Annotated in this window: 15 protein-coding genes and 1 pseudogene; 9 read left to right on the top strand and 7 right to left on the bottom strand. The window is 31.7% G+C overall.

Going from position 1 to position 21,883, the window contains the following annotated elements; genetic code table 11:
- Positions 1–19 precede the first annotated feature (19 nt).
- The 4 genes from OSO01_RS22065 to tagD all read right to left on the bottom strand — a co-directional run bounded on the left by OSO01_RS22065 (position 20) and on the right by tagD (position 4,688).
- Positions 20–1,537 (bottom strand): putative polysaccharide biosynthesis protein, encoded by a 1,518-nt coding sequence (locus OSO01_RS22065; protein ID WP_147212621.1) that lies wholly within the window; start codon positions 1,535–1,537, stop codon positions 20–22.
- Positions 1,538–1,903: 366 nt separating this feature from the next.
- Positions 1,904–2,992 carry an acyltransferase gene (locus OSO01_RS22060; RefSeq protein WP_147212620.1) on the bottom strand — a complete coding sequence of 363 codons (1,089 nt, stop codon included), beginning with the start codon at positions 2,990–2,992 and terminating at the stop codon, positions 1,904–1,906.
- Between the two features lie 105 nt (positions 2,993–3,097).
- The gene (locus OSO01_RS22055; RefSeq protein ID WP_147212619.1) at positions 3,098–4,297 is read right to left on the bottom strand and encodes a CDP-glycerol glycerophosphotransferase family protein; all 1,200 of its coding nucleotides are present in this window, start codon (positions 4,295–4,297) and stop codon (positions 3,098–3,100) included.
- Entirely contained in the window at positions 4,290–4,688 is a 399-nt protein-coding gene (tagD, locus tag OSO01_RS22050) for a glycerol-3-phosphate cytidylyltransferase (RefSeq protein ID WP_147212618.1), read from the bottom strand. The genes OSO01_RS22055 and tagD overlap by 8 nt, the downstream gene beginning before the upstream one ends.
- A 504-nt stretch (positions 4,689–5,192) precedes the next feature.
- Between tagD and OSO01_RS22045 the strand changes: the two genes are divergently transcribed.
- The 3 genes from OSO01_RS22045 to OSO01_RS22035 all read left to right on the top strand — a co-directional run bounded on the left by OSO01_RS22045 (position 5,193) and on the right by OSO01_RS22035 (position 13,245).
- Positions 5,193–7,964, top strand: coding sequence for a CDP-glycerol glycerophosphotransferase family protein (locus tag OSO01_RS22045; RefSeq protein WP_186813741.1), 2,772 nt, complete (start codon positions 5,193–5,195; stop codon positions 7,962–7,964).
- A 9-nt stretch (positions 7,965–7,973) separates the two neighbouring features.
- Positions 7,974–11,090 (top strand): CDP-glycerol glycerophosphotransferase family protein, encoded by a 3,117-nt coding sequence (locus tag OSO01_RS22040; RefSeq protein ID WP_147212616.1) that lies wholly within the window; start codon positions 7,974–7,976, stop codon positions 11,088–11,090.
- A 238-nt stretch (positions 11,091–11,328) separates the two neighbouring features.
- Positions 11,329–13,245 (top strand): glycosyltransferase, encoded by a 1,917-nt coding sequence (locus OSO01_RS22035; protein WP_147212615.1) that lies wholly within the window; start codon positions 11,329–11,331, stop codon positions 13,243–13,245.
- Positions 13,246–14,093: 848 nt separating this feature from the next.
- Here the strand turns inward: OSO01_RS22035 and OSO01_RS24140 are convergent.
- From OSO01_RS24140 to galE, 3 genes are all read right to left on the bottom strand, one after another.
- Positions 14,094–14,324, bottom strand: coding sequence for an IS66 family transposase (locus OSO01_RS24140; RefSeq protein WP_371863319.1), 231 nt, complete (start codon positions 14,322–14,324; stop codon positions 14,094–14,096).
- A 323-nt stretch (positions 14,325–14,647) separates the two neighbouring features.
- The gene (tnpB, locus tag OSO01_RS24135; RefSeq protein WP_147212639.1) at positions 14,648–14,797 is read right to left on the bottom strand and encodes an IS66 family insertion sequence element accessory protein TnpB; all 150 of its coding nucleotides are present in this window, start codon (positions 14,795–14,797) and stop codon (positions 14,648–14,650) included.
- Between the two features lie 286 nt (positions 14,798–15,083).
- Positions 15,084–16,073, bottom strand: a complete 990-nt coding sequence (gene galE, locus OSO01_RS22020; protein WP_147212614.1) for a UDP-glucose 4-epimerase GalE — start codon at positions 16,071–16,073, stop codon at positions 15,084–15,086.
- Positions 16,074–16,438: 365 nt separating this feature from the next.
- Here galE and galU point away from each other — a divergent pair, with 365 nt between their 5' ends.
- The 6 genes and pseudogenes from galU to OSO01_RS21995 form a co-directional block, all read left to right on the top strand.
- Positions 16,439–17,338, top strand: coding sequence for a UTP--glucose-1-phosphate uridylyltransferase GalU (gene galU, locus OSO01_RS22015; RefSeq protein WP_147212613.1), 900 nt, complete (start codon positions 16,439–16,441; stop codon positions 17,336–17,338).
- Between the two features lie 239 nt (positions 17,339–17,577).
- Positions 17,578–18,285, top strand: coding sequence for a CDP-glycerol glycerophosphotransferase family protein (locus OSO01_RS23830; RefSeq protein WP_246145280.1), 708 nt, complete (start codon positions 17,578–17,580; stop codon positions 18,283–18,285).
- A 3-nt stretch (positions 18,286–18,288) separates the two neighbouring features.
- A complete protein-coding gene (locus tag OSO01_RS23825) occupies positions 18,289–18,756 on the top strand; it encodes a CDP-glycerol glycerophosphotransferase family protein (protein WP_371863318.1) in 468 nt (155 codons plus the stop codon).
- Positions 18,753–19,961 (top strand): annotated as a pseudogene (locus tag OSO01_RS22005) (CDP-glycerol glycerophosphotransferase family protein); the annotation flags it as partial. The gene OSO01_RS23825 and the pseudogene OSO01_RS22005, both read left to right, overlap by 4 nt.
- Before the next feature lie 13 nt (positions 19,962–19,974).
- Positions 19,975–21,477, top strand: coding sequence for a polysaccharide pyruvyl transferase family protein (locus OSO01_RS22000; RefSeq protein WP_147212611.1), 1,503 nt, complete (start codon positions 19,975–19,977; stop codon positions 21,475–21,477).
- A 75-nt stretch (positions 21,478–21,552) separates the two neighbouring features.
- On the top strand, positions 21,553–21,883 hold a 331-nt coding region (locus OSO01_RS21995; protein WP_147212610.1), incomplete at its 3' end, for a helix-turn-helix domain-containing protein.

The raw sequence follows: 21,883 nt of genomic DNA, 5'->3' as shown, positions 1-21,883 counted from the left end.
AAATATAAACTCCTTCTTGCTACTTGCTTTGTTTGCCGGACTTTCGCCAGAAAAACAAAAAAGCAATAATGATAATAATTAAAAATATCCCGACAGCCAGGGAATAAAGGAACGCTTCTATCCGGCTATTTACACCAACTTCCCACATGGACACTGGAAAGCGAAGGATAAGGCCTAAACAGAGAGAAACAACCAATACAATGCGTAAAGAAACTGGAAATAAAGGCACATTCAGATGATGCTTCAATAAAAAGAAATTGAAAATGACTAATATACCATAGCTAAATAACGTCATACTGGCAGCAGCCATTAAACCATATATAGGCAGAAATATCAGGTTACCAATCACCTTACTGACGATGGCTATACAAACGAACCCGGCTGCCTGTTTTTCATAACCAAGTGCCTGCAAAACAGCTGTACTAAGCATTGCCAGCGCTAAAAATCCGCCACTGATAATAAGGACAACAATAATGGAATTGCCACTTGTATTGGTGAATAATGTAATATTCAGCGGCGTAATAAGCAAAGCGGAAAAAATAACAACGGGCCAGGTGGTTAATTGCACAATAAACATGATTTTAGAAACGGTTTGTTGCACCGTAAATAAATCTCCAGCTGCCCGCATACGGGAAAGGTGGGGAATAAGCGGTGTAACAAGAGAAGCTGCAATCATCGTAATAACCTGGACAAAGATAATACCGCGGCTGTACACTCCAAATGCATACGGTACATTTTCTGCAGCGATACCAAAGTGCTGTAACCCATATGGGATGGTTAAGGAATCAACCACAGGTATCAGAGAGAAACTAAGCGAACCAAATGCAATTGGAATAGCCAGACTTAAAAGAGAAGTACTATCTGCTTTTAATTGTGCCCAGTTTGCCGTTCTATGAGCCGAAGCAGACGGGGGCTGCTTTCGATAAGCAAATAATAAGTAAATCAGGGAAATACCTGCTCCTAGAAAAGAACCAATCATCATCCAGCCGGCAATCTCCGGATAGCTGAAATCAAGCCCTACAAGAATATAGACAACCAAAAGCATGATTCCTACACGGAATATTTGCTCGATAATTTGTGAGATAGCTGTTTGATGCATCATTTCAAACCCTTGAAAATAACCTCGGTATACAGCCATATAAGGTGCAATAATCAAAGTAGCAGAGACCATAACTAAAGCAAAACGTGTCTGTTCACCCCCTAAAAGAGAAGATAAAGGAGAAGCAAACAGCCAGATAGCCAAAAAGCAGCTGATACCAAATAGAACAGCCAGCAGACGGGCAGAATGAAATAAAGAAGTAATAGATGCATTGTCGCCATACATCCGCTTCTCAGAAATCAATTTAGAAACAGCAATTGGAATTCCTGCGACAGACAGTGTTAACGTCAGCATATAGATTGGATAAACGATACTAAAGATACCAAGTAATTCATCCCCCGCAATATTTTGCATAGGAATACGGAACAGGCTGCCAATCAATTTTGACAGTGCGGAGGCAACCGTAAGAAATAAAGCTCCTTTGAATAGTGGATGCATCGGCAAAGCTCCTTTTTAAGCGATTGGGGGAAGGGAATTTCTTTAATCATGCTTATATAAATATGCTTTGATGTTAGTCTATCCAGAATTGTGGATTTTAGAAGAGGGATATTGGAAAAGTTAGAGTGTACATAGGACTTTCAATAAAATGTTATAAATAGAAAAAAGTAATGGAAGGAGAGTATAGATGTTGCAAGAAGGAGTATTTAAGTTAATGGATACGTTTGATTAGATGGAGAATAAATAAAAGTTGTTGCATGAATACTTGAGTAAAAAACAATTGCTATACTTGCTTTTCAAAGCAAGTATAGCAATTGATAAGGGAATATCGAATGAAATAATTAATTCTTAATTATTTTATTCAAATCAAGTGGCGCCGTTTATATTCTTGATAGCAGAGCGTTTTAATCTAGTTTTATCTTTTTTCTTACCGACTGGGATAATAAAATTAGCAAAAGGCAATGTAATAATTAAGCGAACAATAATTAATGATAATGATAGCACCAGTATAAATAAAAGCCATAGTTTATCCTCGGTAAATAAATCTATAAAAGAAGATTTTCTAATAATGTAAACAACCAGGGGATGTATTAAATAGACTCCCATTGAATAATTTCCTATTAAAGCTAAGGAATTTTGCAAAGCAGGAATTCTTTTTACGTAATTAAACAAGCTAAATAAAAAGATAATGAAAAATGGAATATATATTAAATTTTCTTCTCTGGAAGAAGTGAATACTTGACCAGGTTGAACTTCATTCACTAAAAAAAAGAGTACGATACCAAAGACAACAAATATTATATATCTAAAACGATAGGTAAAGTTTACAATTTCTTGATAGTAATATAATAAGACAGCACCAAACATAAAATATGCTATCCAATTCAATATGAAAGAACGATGATTTATGATTCGTTCTATCAAGGGGGTGTCGAGTCCTATAGAAATATGGCCTGTTTGATACCACCAATAATTAATAGCTATACTTATTATAAAAAGAAATAAAATTGCAATTTTATTTCGAAATAATTGTAAAACAGGAAAAATAATATAGAATTGGATTACTGTTATAATGAAGTATAAATGATAATGAGCTGTTCCTAAAAATATATAATTTTCAACTTGAGTCGTAGAAGAAAACATATCCTCTCCGTATAAACTTTTTATAATCAAGTAAATTGCTGACCATAATAAAAAAGGGGAAATAATTTTCGTTGTTCTTGATTTTAGGAATCTTTTGAAATCAAAATTTTTATTCTTTATGGAATGAAAAAGTAAAAAAGCAGAGATAACTGCAAAAATAGGTGTGCCCAGCCTGCTTAATTGATTTACATACATTGCCCATTCTGGCGAAAAATATGAATCACTGTGTGCTATAGCGCTTGTGTGAACAAGAACAACCATAATGCATGCAATGGATCGGATAAATGGAATATCCTCATAATATGTAATCACTTAGTGTACCTTCTTTACTGTAAGTATAGTTGATTGATAGAAATTAAATAGTCAGGAACATATGTATAAGCCTCTAAAATTTAGAGGCTTATAGTATAAAATTCACTAGTTTAATTTAACAGGTGTATTCTTGTTTGTAAACTCTTTTTCTTCCGCCCCTGTAAGATACATCGCTAAATCATTGCTTGAATGACCTTGTGAATATTCATTATAAGCTTGGTTAAAGCGACGGATTTTTTCATAATCAAAAGTGTTTTCTTGAATTACCTGAATAATCTCATAGGTCGAACTGACAACCGGCCCAGGAACTTCCTGTTCATAATCCTGAATTAAGCCACTTTCAATTTTATATTCCTCTAAATCATATGCGAAGAAAATCATCGGTCTTTCCAAAATTGCATATTCAAATGGAATAGAAGAATAGTCACTAATCAATAAATCAGTGATAAGCAGTAGCTCATTTGTATTTTTATAATCGGATACGTCATAAATAAAGTCTTCATACAGTTCATAATTAAATGATGCAGACACAGCTGGGTGCAGCTTGATAAATAGCACATAATCATCGGAAAGCTCCTGATTCATACGATGCAAATCAAGCTCTAAATCATAGCTTTTTAAGGAATTGTTGCGAAACGTCGGTGTATAGAGAATAATTTTGCGATCTCTGATACTAGGAAACTGTTTCTTTATATCGTTGTAAACTTGATCACGACGTTTTTGATTAAATAATAAATCAGAGCGTGGAATTCCAGTCCGAATAATTTGCTGGTCTGATACACCAAAGCTCTGCATAAATGAATCTGCCATTTTCTCGGAACCAACTACAGAGTAATCAAAATGAGAATATACTTTTTTAAAACGGTTCATCGCCCGATTACTGCGTAATTCGTTAGTTGGATCCTCTAAACCAAATCGCTTTAAAGCACCGGCTGCATGCCATAGCTGAATACAAGTAGTTCCGCTCCGGAAATTTGTTGATGCTAAAAATCCTTGATACGTATCTAGCAGAATCGTTTTTGCTGTTGCTAAATGATAGATTGACTTCAAGAAATGAATGGGATGCTTCAGCGTAAATGGAATAACCTTTGCTTCCAAATTGCCAAAATCATATTGACAGCAAGAATCTTTTAAAATATAAATCTCTTCGTTCGACAAATTTCGCAGTGAAGAGATAGTGAAGGAAATATTATCCCCAAAAGAAGCGACGGCGACCGTTTTGTTCTTTTGGGGAAACCATTTACCTATTTCGAAGAGGATGCGAAAAGCAAATAAATATGCTGTAATCGCAAGTTCTCTAACCATTTTCTTTTAATTTTAAATCCTTTTTGATTTTCGTTGTTGAAATACCAACTGTACGAGGTAAATAGACAACTTCACAATAACCTTTTAAGAAGTCAAATTTACCTTCCCAGTCATCCCCCATTACAAAAACATCGACATCATGCTTTTGCACATCCTCAATCTTCTGCTCCCATGTTTCTTCGGCGATTACTTCATCTACATAACGAATTGCTTCTAAAATTGCTTTTCGTTGTTCAAACGTATAATAAGCTTTCTTTCCTTTAATAGCATTAAATTCATCTGCTGAAATAGCAACAATTAAATAATCTCCAAATTCCTTTGCGCGTCTTAGTATATTAATATGTCCTGTATGAAGCAAATCAAACGTTCCGTACGTAATTACTTTCTTCATAATAGTACATAACCTCCAATTAATTATTTGGAATCTATTATAACACAAGTAAAAAGAATTTAAGAAGTTAAAAGATAATTAATAAACAAGTTAAATGTGAATAATTATCTAGTAGTATAGTAACAAAAAAATTCAGGGATGAGAAGTGGTATTTATTTCTAATAGCAGGTGAAATAATCAAATTAATTTATAAATAGCTGTATTCAATATAAAGTTTCTTTTACTGAGGCATAATATAATGTGTAAATTAAATCTTAAATTTATGGTGGAAACGAGTCTTTGGGCTTATTTAAGCTATTGTGTTGGATTGAATAATTAACAATTGGATAACAATTATCAAATTGCGACATTTTTCTATTACAATTATATAATATAGAGTGTAAAATAATATAATTGATATTTAAATAATATTAGTGTTTGGATTACTACAGAGTGAATGTGCAAATGGAATACTAACAATGAACTTTTTATAGAAGATGCATAACGATGTTGGAGGTACGAAAAGTGAAGGAACAAATTAAACTAATTTCAATACAAGAAGAGTATATTGTATTTGGAAAATCAAGGGATTTGTCAATTTGGGATATTTATCTTTTAAATGAAGAAAAAAATAAAATGGATATAGAATTTGAAAATGGCATAGATGAAATAAAAATAAAAAATCCAGCCCAACGATTAAAGGAAGAGAGCGTTTATTTATTGTATATAAATGATAAAAAAGCAGTCAGTTCGGATGCTGTTTTTGCAGGTGAAAATCGTTTAATCATAGAAGGTGATCTGAATTCTATTGTTTTCAGAGGGAACATAGAAAATGTATCTTCTCTTGATGTTGAACATGTATTAGAAGGTGATATGCCAATAGAAAAAGTAACGTTTCGAGATGGTCATATTTTATTGAATCCACCTAATGAGACAGTGTCTAAATTAAATATCATTGGTTTTTATGCAGTGAATGAAGAAACAAATAAATTCAAGATGCTTCGGTTTTCACTTCTCAACGATACTTTTTGGATTAATCTATCTGATACCTTTACACAAGGATTTTGGAAATTGAAAATTCTTTACAAATTTAATCAATACTATTTATTGGATACTATTGTTGAAGGCAACCCAAACTATCTTAATAAATCATTTTTCATTGGTTATATTGGAGAAATTTCAGGCAATCATGTAGGGGTATTTTTTAAAGAAAACAAATTAATGATTAATTCTTATCAAATTGAAGATTTCTTTAAAGAGATTCCAGTGAATGAAAGAGAAGATATCTTGGTTGAACAGATATTAGTACATGATTTAGCTGAAAAAAGTATAGAATTACGACTTGTTGACGAACGACTTGCATCAAGTAAACTCAAAGAAATTATGTTAGTTTCCAGAAAAAATAAAGAACGTGTAAGAATCCCTTCCATAAAACAAGTAAATGGCAAGATCGTTATTCCATTAACTTCTGAAACATTAGAAGAAGTTAATAATAATCGGTGGGATTTGGAGGGACTTTTTGTTAATAATGAAAAATCAATAGCTGGAAGGCTGCAAGTTGTTAGAGAAGATAATGAAAAACTAATTTATCTAAATTATTCTATTGAAGATTACACAATTATGGTTTATACAACAATGAACAACTATATTGCTCTTTTAAAGTCTTCTGGCTCTGCTGTATTTAAAGAAAAATATAAAATTAAGACAAAAATGAAGGATATTTCCAAAAAAGATAATACTGGCTTTACTATGACAGTTCAAGTGAAAAAAGATGAAAGAGTAGACATAAAAAATATTCTTGTGAAGCTGCGTTCACAAGATACAATTAAACTTATTACAACAGAAGATACAGAAATAGAATTATTACAAAACCAAAATTATTCCGTTCAGGGATCATTTCAAATGAACTGGGAAAGGGACTTTTTTCCTTTATACTGGGATGTGTTTATTACAGCTGTAGATGACGATGGAAATGAGGAATTAATCAAGGTAACCGGTGCAACAAATAAATTGAAGAAGCAAATAAATAAAGATTATTTTATTAATGCAATTTATACAGATAATAAAATTCTTTATCCATACGTAACCCTAAAAAAAGATATCGCATTTATGATGCGTGATAAAGAATATTATGAGAATAAAGGAACAAAACTAAAAGAAAAATTGGCCTATTTGACATATCTATTAATGAAGCCATTTTATTATAGAAATAAAGAGATCTGGATTGGATTCGAGAAATTCTCATCCACGGCTCAGGATAATGGATATGCATTTTTCCAATATGTAGATAAGAATAAACTACATGATAATTTCTATTTTATTTTAGATAAACATTCATCTGATTATGAAGAAGTTCGTAAAGAAAGTAACAAAGTAGTTCCGTTTATGTCATTTAAATATTTATTGCTTCTATACGCAAGCGACTTATTAGTGTCTTCAGAGAATAAACGTCATGTATATAATTTACGCGTTCGTTCCGGAATTGTGCCGAAAAAAATTGATAGTAAAAAAAGTGTTTTCTTACAGCACGGTGTAACAGCGCTAAAGCAATCAAATGTTTTCAAAAAGGCAAAGGGCAGAGGCAACTTTAGCTTAGTTATTGCAACTTCGGATTTGGAAGAAGAAATAATCCACCAAAATTGGAAATATGAGTTAAATGAAATTGCTGTAACTGGATTTTCCAGGTGGGATAAGCTGTTTGATAAATCCCAAAAAATAAAGCGAAGAAAAATTTTTGTGATGCCTACATGGAGAACTTGGATGGAAGATATGCCGAAAGAAGATTTCAAGAGGACAGATTACTATGATAACTATGTTAACTTCTTGAATTCTAAAGAATTAGAACTGATTTTAGATAAATACGATTTAGACTTAATCTTCTTTTTACATCCAAAATTTAAACAATACATTTCTGAATTTCAATTAGATAATACTCATATCACCTTAAAAGAGTTTCAAAACATTAAGGTAAATGAAGAGATAATGGAAGCTTCTTTGATGATTAGTGATTATTCATCAGTTACGTGGGACATGTTCTACATGAAAAAACCAGTATTGTTCTATCAGTTTGATTATGAAAAATATGAAGAGTATGAAGGTAGTTATATTGATATGGAAACAGAGTTGTTTGGTGAACGTGCATTGAATAAGGGTGAACTTATTCAATTAGTAAATGAGTATGCAGTAAACGAATTTAAATTAAAACCACATTATGAAAAATTGCACGGAGAGTATTATAAGTATGTCGATCATGATAATTCACAAAGAATATTCGATGTTATTAAAAGATTAAAGTAGGGTGAAAAAATGAATTATATTGAGATAAAATTTCAAAATGGGACTAATAAATTTGTGATGGCGCAAACTATGGCTGAGCAAATTAAATATATAAAAATAGGGGATAAAAGCATTCATTTTGTTAAACATATTCTGGATGAAGATAGTGCAGAAATTTTCCTCGTTCTTAACGAAGTTTTCCCGACAGATGTTTTCTATGATCTACAATTTATTGATAAAGAAAATCAAAATATTGATTTATATTCCCAAATGGAAGGAGTTATTCCTTTCTTTGGTGAAGTTCAAGGAATTTTAAAGGCTGAAAATAAGAAAATAAAAATGAAATTCCTGCATTTAAATGCTTTGTTTACTCAAGTAAAAGATGCACCTATCTTACAAATAGAAAACCTCTTTACATCTGAGGGAAATAGATTGAAGAGGGAAGCAATAAAGGATAGCTCTAATTTGTTAGCAATTGCTACTCAAAGGGATACTTCTATTCATCATATTGTTCCTTTACATTTTAAAAAAGATGAAATTATCCTTTCCAGTGAGTATTTAACCGGACTCTTTGACGTAGCAGTAATTGTTTTAAAAAATGAACATGCATTTCGTATATCAGAAAATACCAACAATAAAGAAAAGTATGTATCGGCAATAAAGCAACAAACAAAATGTCTAGGCAATTTAAGTGACAAAGTGAAATACGAAGGTGTTGAAGATAATGAATTAATATTTAACATTAGTTCTGTAGTAAATATTAAAAAAGCATTTTTGTTGACAGATAATGTATTTGAAGAGCTGCAGTGGGATGATAAAGTAGAAACAATAACTGTGAGTAATCAAATTTCAGCCAATATTAAATCAGCCTACTTATTATTGTATACAGAAGAAGGTTTCTATACCAAAAATTTAAAAGATGAAATTTCACAAGAGCAATCTAACGTGCCGGCTTATGTTGATTTGACGAAATATAACTTTCATAAAAGTCATTTAAAAAATGTTACACCTTTATCTGTTAAGGATATACGAATTAAAGGTACAGCGTTACTTTTTTCTTTAAATGATGATTCCCATAATGATTGTATTAGTGAAACTCCGTTCTTATTAGTAAAACAAAGGAATAATGGAAAGATATATTATATACATGGTGAAAGAGAATCCAATTGTTTTTATTTCAACTTTTATTATTTGTTAGATACATTAGAGACTAAGAATGGTACAAGATGGGATTTTTATTTAATAAACAATCCCAAAAGTACAATCAGTTATCAGCTTGGAATGTTTGAAGACGCTCTTTTAGAAAGACCTGAAAGATTTTTTGAGCCTTTCAAACAGAATTTCGAGAATGATTCCACATATAAACAAAGAACAAGAATTTATATTACAGTAAACAACGAACTAGCGATGGTGAGAAATAACCTTTCTAATTTAATAAAAGAAGAATTTAAATTGAAAGCTCAAGTTATTGGATTTAAAATGAAGAAAAATATGGTTGATTTACAAATTAGTGTAATGTCTCCCTTTATTAAAGATTTACAGCTAAATTCATTGCATCTTATTCAAAGGAATAAAGATAGTCTGGATCAAAGAAGCTTCTCTATTACAGAAGTAGATACGTTTAATGGGAAAACTGTTGTAAACAGTACAATCAATCTGAAAGAAGCTGATTTGTACCCCCTTTATTGGGATTTATATATCGGTATCATTGGTAATGAAAAAAAATATTATGTAAAAATAAATTCAGTAGCCCAAAAAATTGCATGGGATATTAATCAGACAATCTCCAAATATCAATATCAAATCAATAATTCGGATATTATATACCCATATATGACACTATCTAATGATCTTTCGTTTACGTACCGTGAAAAAGAGTTTTTTGAGAATAGATATTACTTGTTGAAAGAAAATTTAGCTTATTTGTATGTTCAGCTTTTTTATAAACATTATGCTAAGAGAAATATCTGGTTAGCTTTTGAAAAATTGGCCATTTCTGCTCACGATAGCGGATATTATTTCTTTGATTATGTGTATAAAAATCAAAAACACGATGAATTTTATTATATTATCCAAAAAAACTCTCCAGAAATAAAGAATCTTTCGGATAAAAAAGATAAAATTATTTACTTTATGTCATTTAAATATTTTGTTTATATGTTTGCATCTAAATTATTAATTTCATCGGATACAAAGCGAAATAGCTATAATCTAAAACTGAAGAAGAGTAAGCTTGCTAAAACATTAACAAACAAAAAACTTGTTTATCTCCAGCATGGAGTGAATGGTTTAAAAAGAGTTCCAGACTTTCATAAGAATAGAGACGTTTTTGATTTAGTTATCGCACCGTCAGAATTTGAAAAGCAAATGATAGTCAATGATTGGGGGTATGACGAATCAGAAGTCGCTGCTACAGGTTTGGCAAGATGGGATGGTTTAGTTGATAGAACAGAAGAAATACCATATAAACAAATTTTCTTAATGCCGACATGGAGAACTTGGATGGATGGTATGGAAAAAGATAAGTTTAAGGAAAGTGAATACTTTAAAAAATATAATGAATTTCTTTCTTCAGAGAAACTTCATGCATTATTGGAAGAACATAATGTGAAAATTAAATTCTTTTTACATCCCAAATTTCGGGATTATATTGATCTTTTTGACAGCAAATCATCAAATATAGAAAAATTCGGTTTTCTGGAAGTTCCAATGGATGAGATGATTATGAAAAGTTCTCTGATGATTTCAGACTATTCCAGTGTTATTTGGGAAATGTTCTATTTGAAAAAGCCATGTGTATTTTTTCATTTTGATAAAGATAAATATTTAGAGTACGAAGGAGCCTATATGGATTTTGATACAGATTTATTTGGAGATGTTGCATACGAGACTTCAGATTTAATCAGTATCGTTGAAAATTATATTCAAAATGGATTTGAAGAAAAGAACGAATATGCAGAAATGAGAAATGAATACTTTACTTTTATGGATAACCATAATTCTGAACGAATTTATAAAGTTATTGAAGAAAATAAAGATTGGTTAATCAGTGATTCACTAAAAATACCAAAGTTTAAGTTAAGCCACCTTATACCCTATAGTGTAAGAAGAAAAATATTAGACATCAAGAATAGCATTTTGAAATAAATTTAAATCTCTTCACTACTTAATCTGGGGAGTTACAATTTGTTTAGATAAAGAAGTGGACATGACAAGCTATAGATAGATGTAAGAGTCATGTCCCTTACATCTTTGGGGTTGTCTATTATGTCTGAAGAGGATGTGTCTAAAATACACAGTAATTCTATCTTTTAGATTAGTAGCTAACTATTGATAAAGAAGAGTCAAATTTAACATTTCAAAATGCCAATCATAGGAGGCTCTTATGAAAAGAAAAGATAACAGACATTTTTTTTATATGTTGGATTCATTTAGCGAAAATTCAGGTGGAAGAACCCAAGCAACGATTAACAGAGCAAAATTATTAGCTGACCATGCAAAAAAATCATTTATTCTTACCAATAATTTTAAGGTGAACTATGGAAAAATAATTGAGTTTGTAAAGGAAAAAAGAGATATTCCAGATACTATTGAATTTATAAACATTTATGAATTTTTCGCGGGTGAAGATGTCTATTTAAACAACCATCATGGGAAAAAAACTTTTGAGAAAACAGATGAAGTATCATATCAGTACGATAAAGAAAAGAATGCTTATAAAGTTTTTGATAATGACAAACAAATTTCTTATATTCAATTAGATGGAGATGGCACTGTTATTTATAAAGATTTCTTTGACGCGCAGAAAAGAAAAGAAAAAAGAGAAATTTATGATGCTTTAGGAAATATTATCAAAGTATCTTATTTTGATATGAGAACAAAAAAAATTATTCGTCAAGATTTTTATACAAGAGACTCTAATTTGTATTTAAGTATAGATTATAATAAATCAACTGGTGAAACTATTCGTTGTTTGGTTTTTGATAGGGAACAAAAGATTAAATACAAATTCAAAAATGAAACAGAGATGAATCAATTTTGGGTAGCTTCTCTTAATCAAACTTTTGAAAATAGTATTTTCTTTTCGGAGCAGAGAAAATTAGATAACACGCTTATTGATAATAAGTATGAAAAAGAAAACATTAAATCGGTTGCAGTTGTGCATAGCACACATTTAAAAGAACCATATACATTTGGATCCAAATTAAGAAATTATAATGGAAAAATGTTATTAAAAGACATATCGAAGTTTTCAGCTGTCGTTTTATTGACTAAGGAACAATTAAAACATGTTGTAAATCAATTTGGTATTTATAAAAATTTGTATAGAATTCCACATTATGCAACAGAAAAGAAAAATAGTCTTTTTAAAAAGAAAGATTATAGTAAAGTGGTGGTAATATCCAGATTTATTCCTTTAAAAAGAATTATGGATATTTTAGAAGCATTTAAATTAGTAAACACAGAATTGCCAACAGTAAAATTGGAAATATGGGGGGACGGAGAGGAAAAAGAACTATACCAAAAGTTTATAGATGATAATAACTTAGAAGAAGCTGTTGAACTTAAGGGGTACACAAATAATCCCAACGAGACTTTCTATTCTGGTGGGGTATCTATTATTACCTCAATTAATGAAGGTTTTGGAATGACTATATTGGAGAGTTTGAGCAACCAGACCCCGGTTATCGCTTACGATTACAATTATGGTCCCAGAGAGCTAATAAATCATGGAGAAAATGGGTTGATTGTTGAAAATGGCAATATAAAAGAATTGGCAAATGCAATAATAGAAGTTCAAAAAGATAAAAAATTGCTCAAGAAATTATCAAAAAATACAAAGCAAAAAATAGAAGAGTATAAGCCGGAAATATTAAAACAAAAGTGGTTAGAGCTAATAAAAGACGTTGAAAAACAAAACGAAAATAACGATGTTTTAAGAAAGAAGGTTTTGTTGTCCGAATTACAAAAAGTATCCGTGGAGAAGAATGAATCTAGTATTGCAATAAATTTTGATATTGAAAACACACTATCATCAGGTATAAAGAATGAAAAGTATTATCTATACATTAAGAATTACTACAATTTAGATGAAATAGGAAATCGATTTATAGAATTACAAAAAATTAAAACTGCAGAGAATAAAGAATGGCTAAAAGGTGTGTTTGAAGTCAACCAAAGTGTTTTTAATGAATTAAAGAAAAATAAAATAGTTCTTGGACTTGGAGTTTCTAATGAAAAAGAATTTCACTATGTAAATATTTTAATAGATGATAAATTTTATGAATCATTAAATGCTTAAGTATTACATCTATAACAGTAACTAATAAAAAAGCTATGAAGATATTACAAATATAATTGTAATTATCTTTATAGCCAGTAATAAAAGGAATGATTTGACTGAGTATTGTGGACAGATTGAGCCACCGTTTGTGGAGAACTGAACCAGCAAGTGCGACAAAGAGATCCGCTATCAATAAAACTCTGAAACAACTTATCTCACAGTCCTTGAGGTAGTACAAATTTTTAGTCCGCCACCATTGACTTAACTTTTGTCCGTGTTGTGGAACTATCGTAGGTCTGGCACAAATAATGCCTAAGAGGCACACTTGCTCAAATATGATAACACGGACAAACCCAAACCGATTCTAAGCACTCGCTGGCGGGGCCCCGACCCCTTCCAGCAAATGCAAAGAATCGGGCGTTACAGTCAATGACAAGCAGCTTCGCTGTGGCTCACTGTTCCGTAAACGGTGGTTCTTTTCTCCGCACAAGCGGCTCTTTTCATCCGCAATATCCAACTTGACTGAAAAATCAAAAAATAATTATTAGAGGATTGTTAGAATTTATAGATGAAAAATGTAAACTTCAATTAGACTTAACAATACGCAACATAACCAAAATAATGTTCGTAAGCGGAAAAATAGTATGACACCACGGCAAATAGCCCTAAAAAGAGTAAACTTTTTGTAAAGAGTCTCTATTAAGGCTATTAAGCCGTTTTATATTTTTGAGAAGGTCTCCACCTCGACTTGAATATAATTACTCAGCGGAAACTATTTTTTCTAGTTTTTAGGACGTTAAGAAGAATCAAGTTTAGGGAGTTCAACAAATAAAACGTTTGGATAGTCAAATGAATTAATCCTATTTTCATTTGCTGTTCGGAATGAATATACTCAATGGTATTCTCTTGGGTAACAGATACACTCGTATAGAAATATCATTTTTCCGACCTTTCGAGACAGACCGAATAGAACGTTCCGCGAGATTATTACTAATGAAAAGATGTCCATCTGTTAAAAGCTGTTGAAGGGAATCCCTTAATTTTCGTGTATAATCAACTGTTTTTTTTTGTACGTAATTACAAGGACGTCTAACTATTTCCAGAACTCTTTCAATAATATATTACCTTTCAGATGACCTGCAGCCGTTCATCTAGAGATAAGCTTTTCAGTCTGCAAATCTATATCGCAGTAATGAGTAGTGATGGCGTCTTGCCTATTTAATCATTGGACTCGAAAAAATTCCTTCTAATCTGTCCAAACTATGTTTGAAGATGCATATATTCTAATATTTGATAGATAGAAAACCCATCGAACAGCCAGCCACTCGATTTATTTTTGGTATGAGTTTTTCTCCGTCATTTTGTGAAGGCGGCAACATTAATTCTCGTTGGTCATATTGCTTATAAAATAGATGGAAATTTACTTCATCAAACTAGATATATTTAACCGATCAGTTCTCCTTTCACAAAATAAGAAGACAGATTCATCTAAAAGGATTGATGAAAATTGACTGGTAATTATCGCAGTCAAATTATCGATACCTTTCAAATACTCTATATAACCACAGATTAAATAATAATTCTACACCTCGGGGTAGTTGAAGAGTATGGGAGTACATCTCATTTATTAAGGCTGTTGTCAACGATTCCTTACAACCTTCCAAAATTGTTAAATGCAGAGAATAACAAGAAAAATCCGTTACTGGATTTAAAAGCGTGGTGGAAGTTGATGTTGGAATTATTACGGGAACATGGGATTTTTTTAAAGAACTACCTCCTGTTATTTGTTAAATATAAGTATAGAGGTAGTTCCGTTTTAATTGGGGTTTATTATTTCCTGCTTACATTTAAAATGATTATTTATTTTTATAACCGTTTACATGTGTAGAATGCCAATTCCATGCATGTTGCACCATCGTTTCTAAGTTATCATAGTGTGGTTTCCAGCCTAATATATTTTTGGCCTTATCTGACGAAGCAATTAATTGAGCCGGATCACCTTCTCGCCTTGGAGAAACGTCAGCTTTAATATCCTTCTGGGTTACTTTTCTACATGTTTCAATAACTTCTTTAACAGAGAAACCATGACCATTACCTAAGTTAAATACATCACAACCGCCATCATTAAGCAGTTTTTGAACAGCTAGATAATGAGCTTGGGCCAAATCAAGTACGTGAATGTAATCTCGAATACAAGTGCCATCTGCTGTTGGGTAATCATCTCCAAAGATTTTCACGCCATCTCTTTGCCCAAGCGCAGCTTCAAGAACAATTGGGATAAGGTGAGATTCTGGTGTGTGATCCTCCCCAATTTTTCCTTCTGGATCAGCGCCGGCTGCATTAAAGTAACGTAAGCAAATAGAGTTTAATCCGTACGCTTCATAAGACCATTTTAACATCTTTTCTATTGCCAATTTCGTTTCACCATAAGGGTTTGTTGGTATGGTAGGGTCCGTTTCAAGAATTGGAATGTTCTTAGGTTCTCCATATGTTGCTGCTGTTGACGAGAATACAATATTATTTACATTATGTTCTACCGCTTTTTTTATAAGCTGGAAGGTGCTTAAAACATTATTCTCGTAATAGTCTAATGGTTTTTCCATACTTTCCCCTACAAGTGAACTTGCCGCAAAATGGATAATTGCATCTATTTTATTTTCTTGAAATACTTTATCCAAAAGTACTGTATCTGCTAAATCACCTTCGTAAAATTTTACATCGTGCAGTGCGTTACGGTGTCCTTTAGAAAAGTTATCTAATACAATTACTTCTTCATTTTGCTGCTGGAGGTATAAAACGGTATGGCTCCCAATATATCCTGCTCCACCTGATACTAGTATTGTCATGAATTCCACTCCTTACAAAAAGTAAATTATTTCTTCGACTATAAATCGTGATTAATTAAATATATAGTACATTGTATTATCTACGGAAACTTCCATAATTTCAATTAACAACAATAATCCTTATTATAATTTATATTATAGGCTGTGAAAAGCTATAAAGATAATAATAAAGTTGAGGTTATATATATTTAAGTCAATGAATTGTTTACTTTTTATGTTTAATATAAACTGTTTATGTAGCATAATGAATTATATGTTACTATAATGAGGTATTTAGAATTATTACCAAGGAAAAATGATTAGTGAGTAAAAATAACCTATAAAAGAAAAGGAAGAACCATATTTTTACCCAAGGAGGAATAGCAATGAAAAAAGTAAGAAAAGCAATTATCCCTGCAGCGGGTCTAGGAACACGTTTTTTACCTGCAACAAAAGCAATGCCGAAAGAAATGTTGCCTATCGTAGATCGGCCAACTATTGAATATATTGTAGAGGAAGCAATTCGCTCAGGTATTGAGGATATTATTATCGTAACTGGAAAAGGAAAAAGAGCAATTGAAGATCATTTTGATTATTCTTTAGAACTTGAAGAAAACCTTCTACAAAAAGAAAAATATGACTTGTTAGAAAGAATTAAAGAATCTGCTAAGGTAGATATTCACTATATCCGTCAAAAAGAGCCAAGAGGATTAGGGCATGCTGTTTGGTGTGCACGAAAATTTATTGGAGATGAACCATTTGCTGTATTGCTTGGCGATGACATTATTCGTTCTAATGAAGAGCCGGGGCTACAGCAATTAATTAATGAATATAACGAAGTACAATCGTCTGTAATTGCGGTGAAAGAAGTTCCTTCGAGTGAGACACATCGTTACGGTGTAATTGATTACACAAAAAAAGAAGGAAAAAGATATCTTGTAAAAGATTTTGTAGAAAAACCTGCTCAAGGAACAGCACCTTCGAATATGGCCATTATTGGACGCTATGTTCTTACCCCAGAGATTTTCAAATTCTTGGATGAGCAAAAGATTGGCGCTGGCGGTGAAATCCAATTAACTGATGCTATTCAAGCGTTAAATAAAGAACAAAGTGTTTATTCCTATGAAGTAGATGGGGATCGTTACGATGTTGGAGAGAAGTTAGGTTTTATTGAAACCACATTGGAAATGGCACTTGATCGTAAGGATTTACAGGAACCACTTACAAAGTATTTAATTCAATTAGCGGATAAATTAAAAGAGCAGAATCAAAACTTAAACATTTAATTTAGTTTATTGTCATTTAAAATATCTAAAAAAGTCACATGAATTATTCATGTGACTTTTTTAGATTCTATACAATGATTTAAAATTTAGAATATTAGACAATAAATAAATACCGTCATAAATAATGAAAGTTTGCCAAATGCTATATATTATTGGAGTATATCTAAATAAGTTTTATTAGGAGTGCTGGTAGAAGTGTTTAATATCAAAAGGCTAATAAAAAAGGTAAAAGTTATTTAGTGAAAAAAGCAATCGTAGTTCAATCAAGAGTAGTAGCTGATACAAGCGTAGAAATAGTCGTAAGTTTAAAAAATTTCATATCTTATGCTGGGATTAGTGCTGTATTAACTAACGGGATGGAAACGATTGATCTACCATATCAACGTGTGAAAAAGAAATTGACGATTTCGATTCCAATCAGCCGCTTATCAGATGATGTTAATAATTATATTTTGTTATCAAATGCTAAACAGAAGTTTTGGTTGAAATTAGATGAGCATATAGAAGAAGTATTTTATCATGTTGCAGGGAATAAACTATTTAGATTATCCGTTAATAAAAAGGTATTGGTTAAAAATTTATTACCAAATAAACCTGCTCAAGGCTTCTTTAATTATGAAGATACCATTAAAGTGTTTTTACAGCATGAGGTTTTAGGCCGTAAGCCTGTAGAATATGACAGGAAGAATTATGAGCTTCCTTTTGATTTATTTATTGTCAGCAGTGATTCAGAGAAGTATGATGTCGTCATGAATAAAATGGGTTACAATGAAGAAGAAGTCGCGGCTACAGGTTTAGCCAGGTTTGACAATTTACCAAAAGGAAATAATTCTAAAGATATTCTATTAATGCCGACTTGGAGAGAGTGGATTCATACAGATGAACAGTTTCTTAAAAGTCAATACTATAATTACTACAATAATTTAATTAATAACGAACGTTTGTAGGAAATTTTAGAAGAATACAATGTTAATATAAACTTCTACCCACATTATAGAGCACAGGATTTCTTTGCACAGGATATTAATGAAGAGAACAGCCGAATTCATTTTATTCGCTTAGGTTCAAAAACTGTGCAACAGTTATTAATTGACCATGCTTTACTAATTATGGACTTCAGCAGTGTTAGTTTTGATTTCACATTAATGAATAAGCCTGTAATTTATTATCATTTTGATGTAAATCGATTTTTTAAAAGAGGAATTCTCAGGCCGGCCGAAGAAACCTTCTTAGGAAAGATAGCTCAAAATGAAGCAGATCTTGTTGATATGATTGAGGAAAGTATAGAAATTAATTTTAAGAATTTTGATATTGAGCTTGATAACATTATTAAATATCAAGATCGTCACAATTGCCGGCGAATCTATCAAGCGGTATTATCTAAGTTGGATAAGGAAAATGAAAAGAATGAAGGATGAATAAATTGAAACAATTAATTATTAACTTAAGAAGAGGTAAGCTTGTGCAGAAAATATATCGAGCTGCTTTTTCTGTTACTTCCAAACTACCTAAAAACAATAAACTTATTATTTTCGAAAGTTTTCATGGTAAGCAGTATAGTGATAGTCCTCGAGCGATTTTTGAATATATCAAAGAAAATCATCCCGAATACCAGCTCTATTGGGCAGCAGATCGTCGCCACCTTTCTATTTTTGAAGAGAAGGGACTGCCGCATGTAAAACGGCTGTCTTTAAAATGGATATTTCTGATGGCGCGCGCAAAGTATTGGGTGATTAATGCCAGATTACCACTATGGATTAAAAAGCCTAAAAGAACAGTCTATTTACAAACATGGCATGGCACACCATTAAAAAAGCTGGGTGTAGATATTGAAGATGTACAGATGCCAGGAACTGATACCGAAAAGTATAAACAAAATTTCGTTTTTGAAGCGGGGAAATGGGATTATCTTGTTTCACCGAATAGATATTCCACAGATATATTTAAACGAGCTTTTCAGTTTAGAAAGGATGTACTGGAAACTGGCTATCCTCGAAATGATTATTTAATTAATCATAATAACTTGGAAGAGATTCAGAGTTTGAAGAATCAACTTGGTATTCCAACTGATAAAAAAGTGATTTTATACGCACCAACATGGCGGGATAACCAATTTTATGAGAAGGGAAAGTACAAATTCAACCTGGAATTAGATCTTCAGCGCCTTAAGAATGAGTTTGGGAATACGCACACAATTCTTTTACGTATGCACTACTTGGTCGCAGAGAATCTTGATCTTAATGGCTATGAAGATTTTGTTATTGATTTCTCAAAGCACGAGGATATTCGTGAGCTTTATCTTATTTCCGATATACTTATAACTGATTATTCTTCTGTGTTCTTTGACTATGCAAACTTGAAGCGCCCTATTTTATTTTTTGTATATGATTTAGAAGATTATCGGGATAACTTGAGAGGCTTTTATTTAGATTTTGAAAAAGAAGCCCCGGGTCCATTAGTTAGGACTACAGAAGAAATTGTAAAGGAAATTAAAATTGTTGAAGAAAACGGATTTCAACCGAATCAGTCGTTTAATAAATTTTATGAGGAATTTTGTTATCTTGAAGATGGTAATGCTGCCAAGCGTGTAGTTGAACCAGTTTTTAATAAATTAACTAAATAGGAGAATCTAAATTATGAAAAAGATACTTGTCAGGTCTGGAATGTCCCCATTAGATACTTTTAGCGCAGATGAAATAATTAAAAGAAATGCAATTGGAAACAATGTTGGTAATTTAATGTATGCATATAGTGTCTTTAGAAATTTGACTACTGAAAACGTAGAACTAGTTTCTGATTATTATAGGACGAATCCCTTAGATGCAGAGATGATAAACGAAACCTACGATGCTTATGCAATTCCGTTGGCGAATGCAATTCGACCTAGCTTTATTCCAACTCTAAAGAAGTACACGGAATTAATTCAGAAGCTTAAAATTCCAGTATACGTAATTGGCATGGGGATGGCTTTTCCTTATGAGCCTAATATAAGTTCAAAAAGGCCCTTTGATGATGATGTAAAACGTTTCGTAAGCGCTGTGCTGGAAAAGTCTAATATACTTGGATTAAGAGGGCAAATTACGTCTGATTATCTTTCTTATTTAGGATTTAAAGAAGGTCAAGATCATCAAGTTATTGGATGCCCTTCGATGTATACTTTTGGGGAAAATATAAAGATTCGCGACATTGAATTAAATACTAGTTCCTCAATAAGTGTAAACATGACACCTAAGGCGGATCAAGAAGTACTAAAGTTCTTAAATAGCCTTTCTGACCACTACAAAAATTTAAATTTTATTCCGCAAGATATGGATGAAATGATATTAACTTATTCTGGCACACCTTTCTTGGGTGGAGCAATTAACACGAAAGTAGATAACTATCCTAACAACTTAATGTCAAACGTATATAAAAATAATCAAGTTAAATTCTTTTTGTCAGCTCCATCTTGGATTGAACATATGAGAAACGTTGATATAAGTATCGGGACAAGGCTACATGGGAATGTTGCTCCAACACTTGCTGGTACACCTAGTATTACTATACCTATTGATGCAAGAATGAGAGAATTATCGGAGTATCATAATTTCCCACGGGTTTCTATTGAAGAGATTAATGCGGAAACGAAACTCGAGAATTTATTAGAAAAGGTTGATTTGCATTCTATTGAAAAAAGTCATCAGAGAAATTACAATAATTTTATCAACTTTTTAAACAAAAATGAAATTGAGCATGTTTATAATTATAATGCTAAAGGATTAAAATTACCTTTTGATGATAAGCTTGAAAAAATTAAACTTCTAGATCCAGTTAGCCCGATAACTTCCTGTAGTTCTGAAGAAATGAAAGAGAGACTACAAAAAAGCTTTGAAATAATGGTACCAAAACAAGAAAAAGAAAATAATAAACTTAAAGGTAAAGTTAAGGAAAAGAATAAGAAATTAGATAAAAAAGAAAATAAGATAAAAAAAGATGAGAAAGTTATATCAGATTTGAAGTTAGATATAGAAAGAAAGTCAAAAGACCTTAAGAAAAGCAAAGAGCAAAATAAAAAGTTAGTACTCAAACTCCAAAATATAGAAAATTCAAGATCTTGGAAATTAACGAGGCCATTACGTCTTTTAAGACAAAAACGATAACAAAAATAGTGTCACTAAGATGGTACCGACCCCCGAAAGTTAGAGTAGAAAAATCTAACTTTCGGGGGTGTTTTTATGGCTAAATATAATGAAGAATTTAAAATAAAGCTCGTTACCGAGTATTTATACGGCAATATAGGCTATAAATCATTAGCAAAAAGATATAATATGGGCAGTGATACATCTATAGTTGAGTGGGTGAAAGTCTATAAATCCCAGGGGATAGGCGGGTTAAGAAGAAGAAAAACAAGAGAGGAGTATTCTGTTCAATTTCATTTGAACAACCCTTCCTTAATTAGACGCTGGATGAAGGAATTTGAGGAAGAAGGATTAGGAGGCCTGGAACCAAAATTAAAGGGGCGTCCTTCTATGTCTAAGAAAACCAATAAACAAAAGGAAAAAGAAG

Origin of the sequence: Oceanobacillus sojae, from assembly GCF_007991515.1 — a bacterium.
GTDB classification, from domain to species: domain Bacteria; phylum Bacillota; class Bacilli; order Bacillales; family Amphibacillaceae; genus Oceanobacillus; species Oceanobacillus sojae.
This window is presented reverse-complemented; position numbering and strand designations above follow the sequence as displayed.

Coding starts and splice junctions, on each gene's coding strand:
- OSO01_RS22065 (WP_147212621.1), bottom strand. CDS start 1,537: ATGCATCCACTATTCAAAGGAGCTTTATTTCTTACGGTTGCCTCCGCA.
- OSO01_RS22055 (WP_147212619.1), bottom strand. CDS start 4,297: ATGGTTAGAGAACTTGCGATTACAGCATATTTATTTGCTTTTCGCATC.
- tagD (WP_147212618.1), bottom strand. CDS start 4,688: ATGAAGAAAGTAATTACGTACGGAACGTTTGATTTGCTTCATACAGGA.
- OSO01_RS22040 (WP_147212616.1), top strand. CDS start 7,974: ATGAATTATATTGAGATAAAATTTCAAAATGGGACTAATAAATTTGTG.
- OSO01_RS22035 (WP_147212615.1), top strand. CDS start 11,329: ATGAAAAGAAAAGATAACAGACATTTTTTTTATATGTTGGATTCATTT.
- galE (WP_147212614.1), bottom strand. CDS start 16,073: ATGACAATACTAGTATCAGGTGGAGCAGGATATATTGGGAGCCATACC.
- galU (WP_147212613.1), top strand. CDS start 16,439: ATGAAAAAAGTAAGAAAAGCAATTATCCCTGCAGCGGGTCTAGGAACA.
- OSO01_RS22000 (WP_147212611.1), top strand. CDS start 19,975: ATGAAAAAGATACTTGTCAGGTCTGGAATGTCCCCATTAGATACTTTT.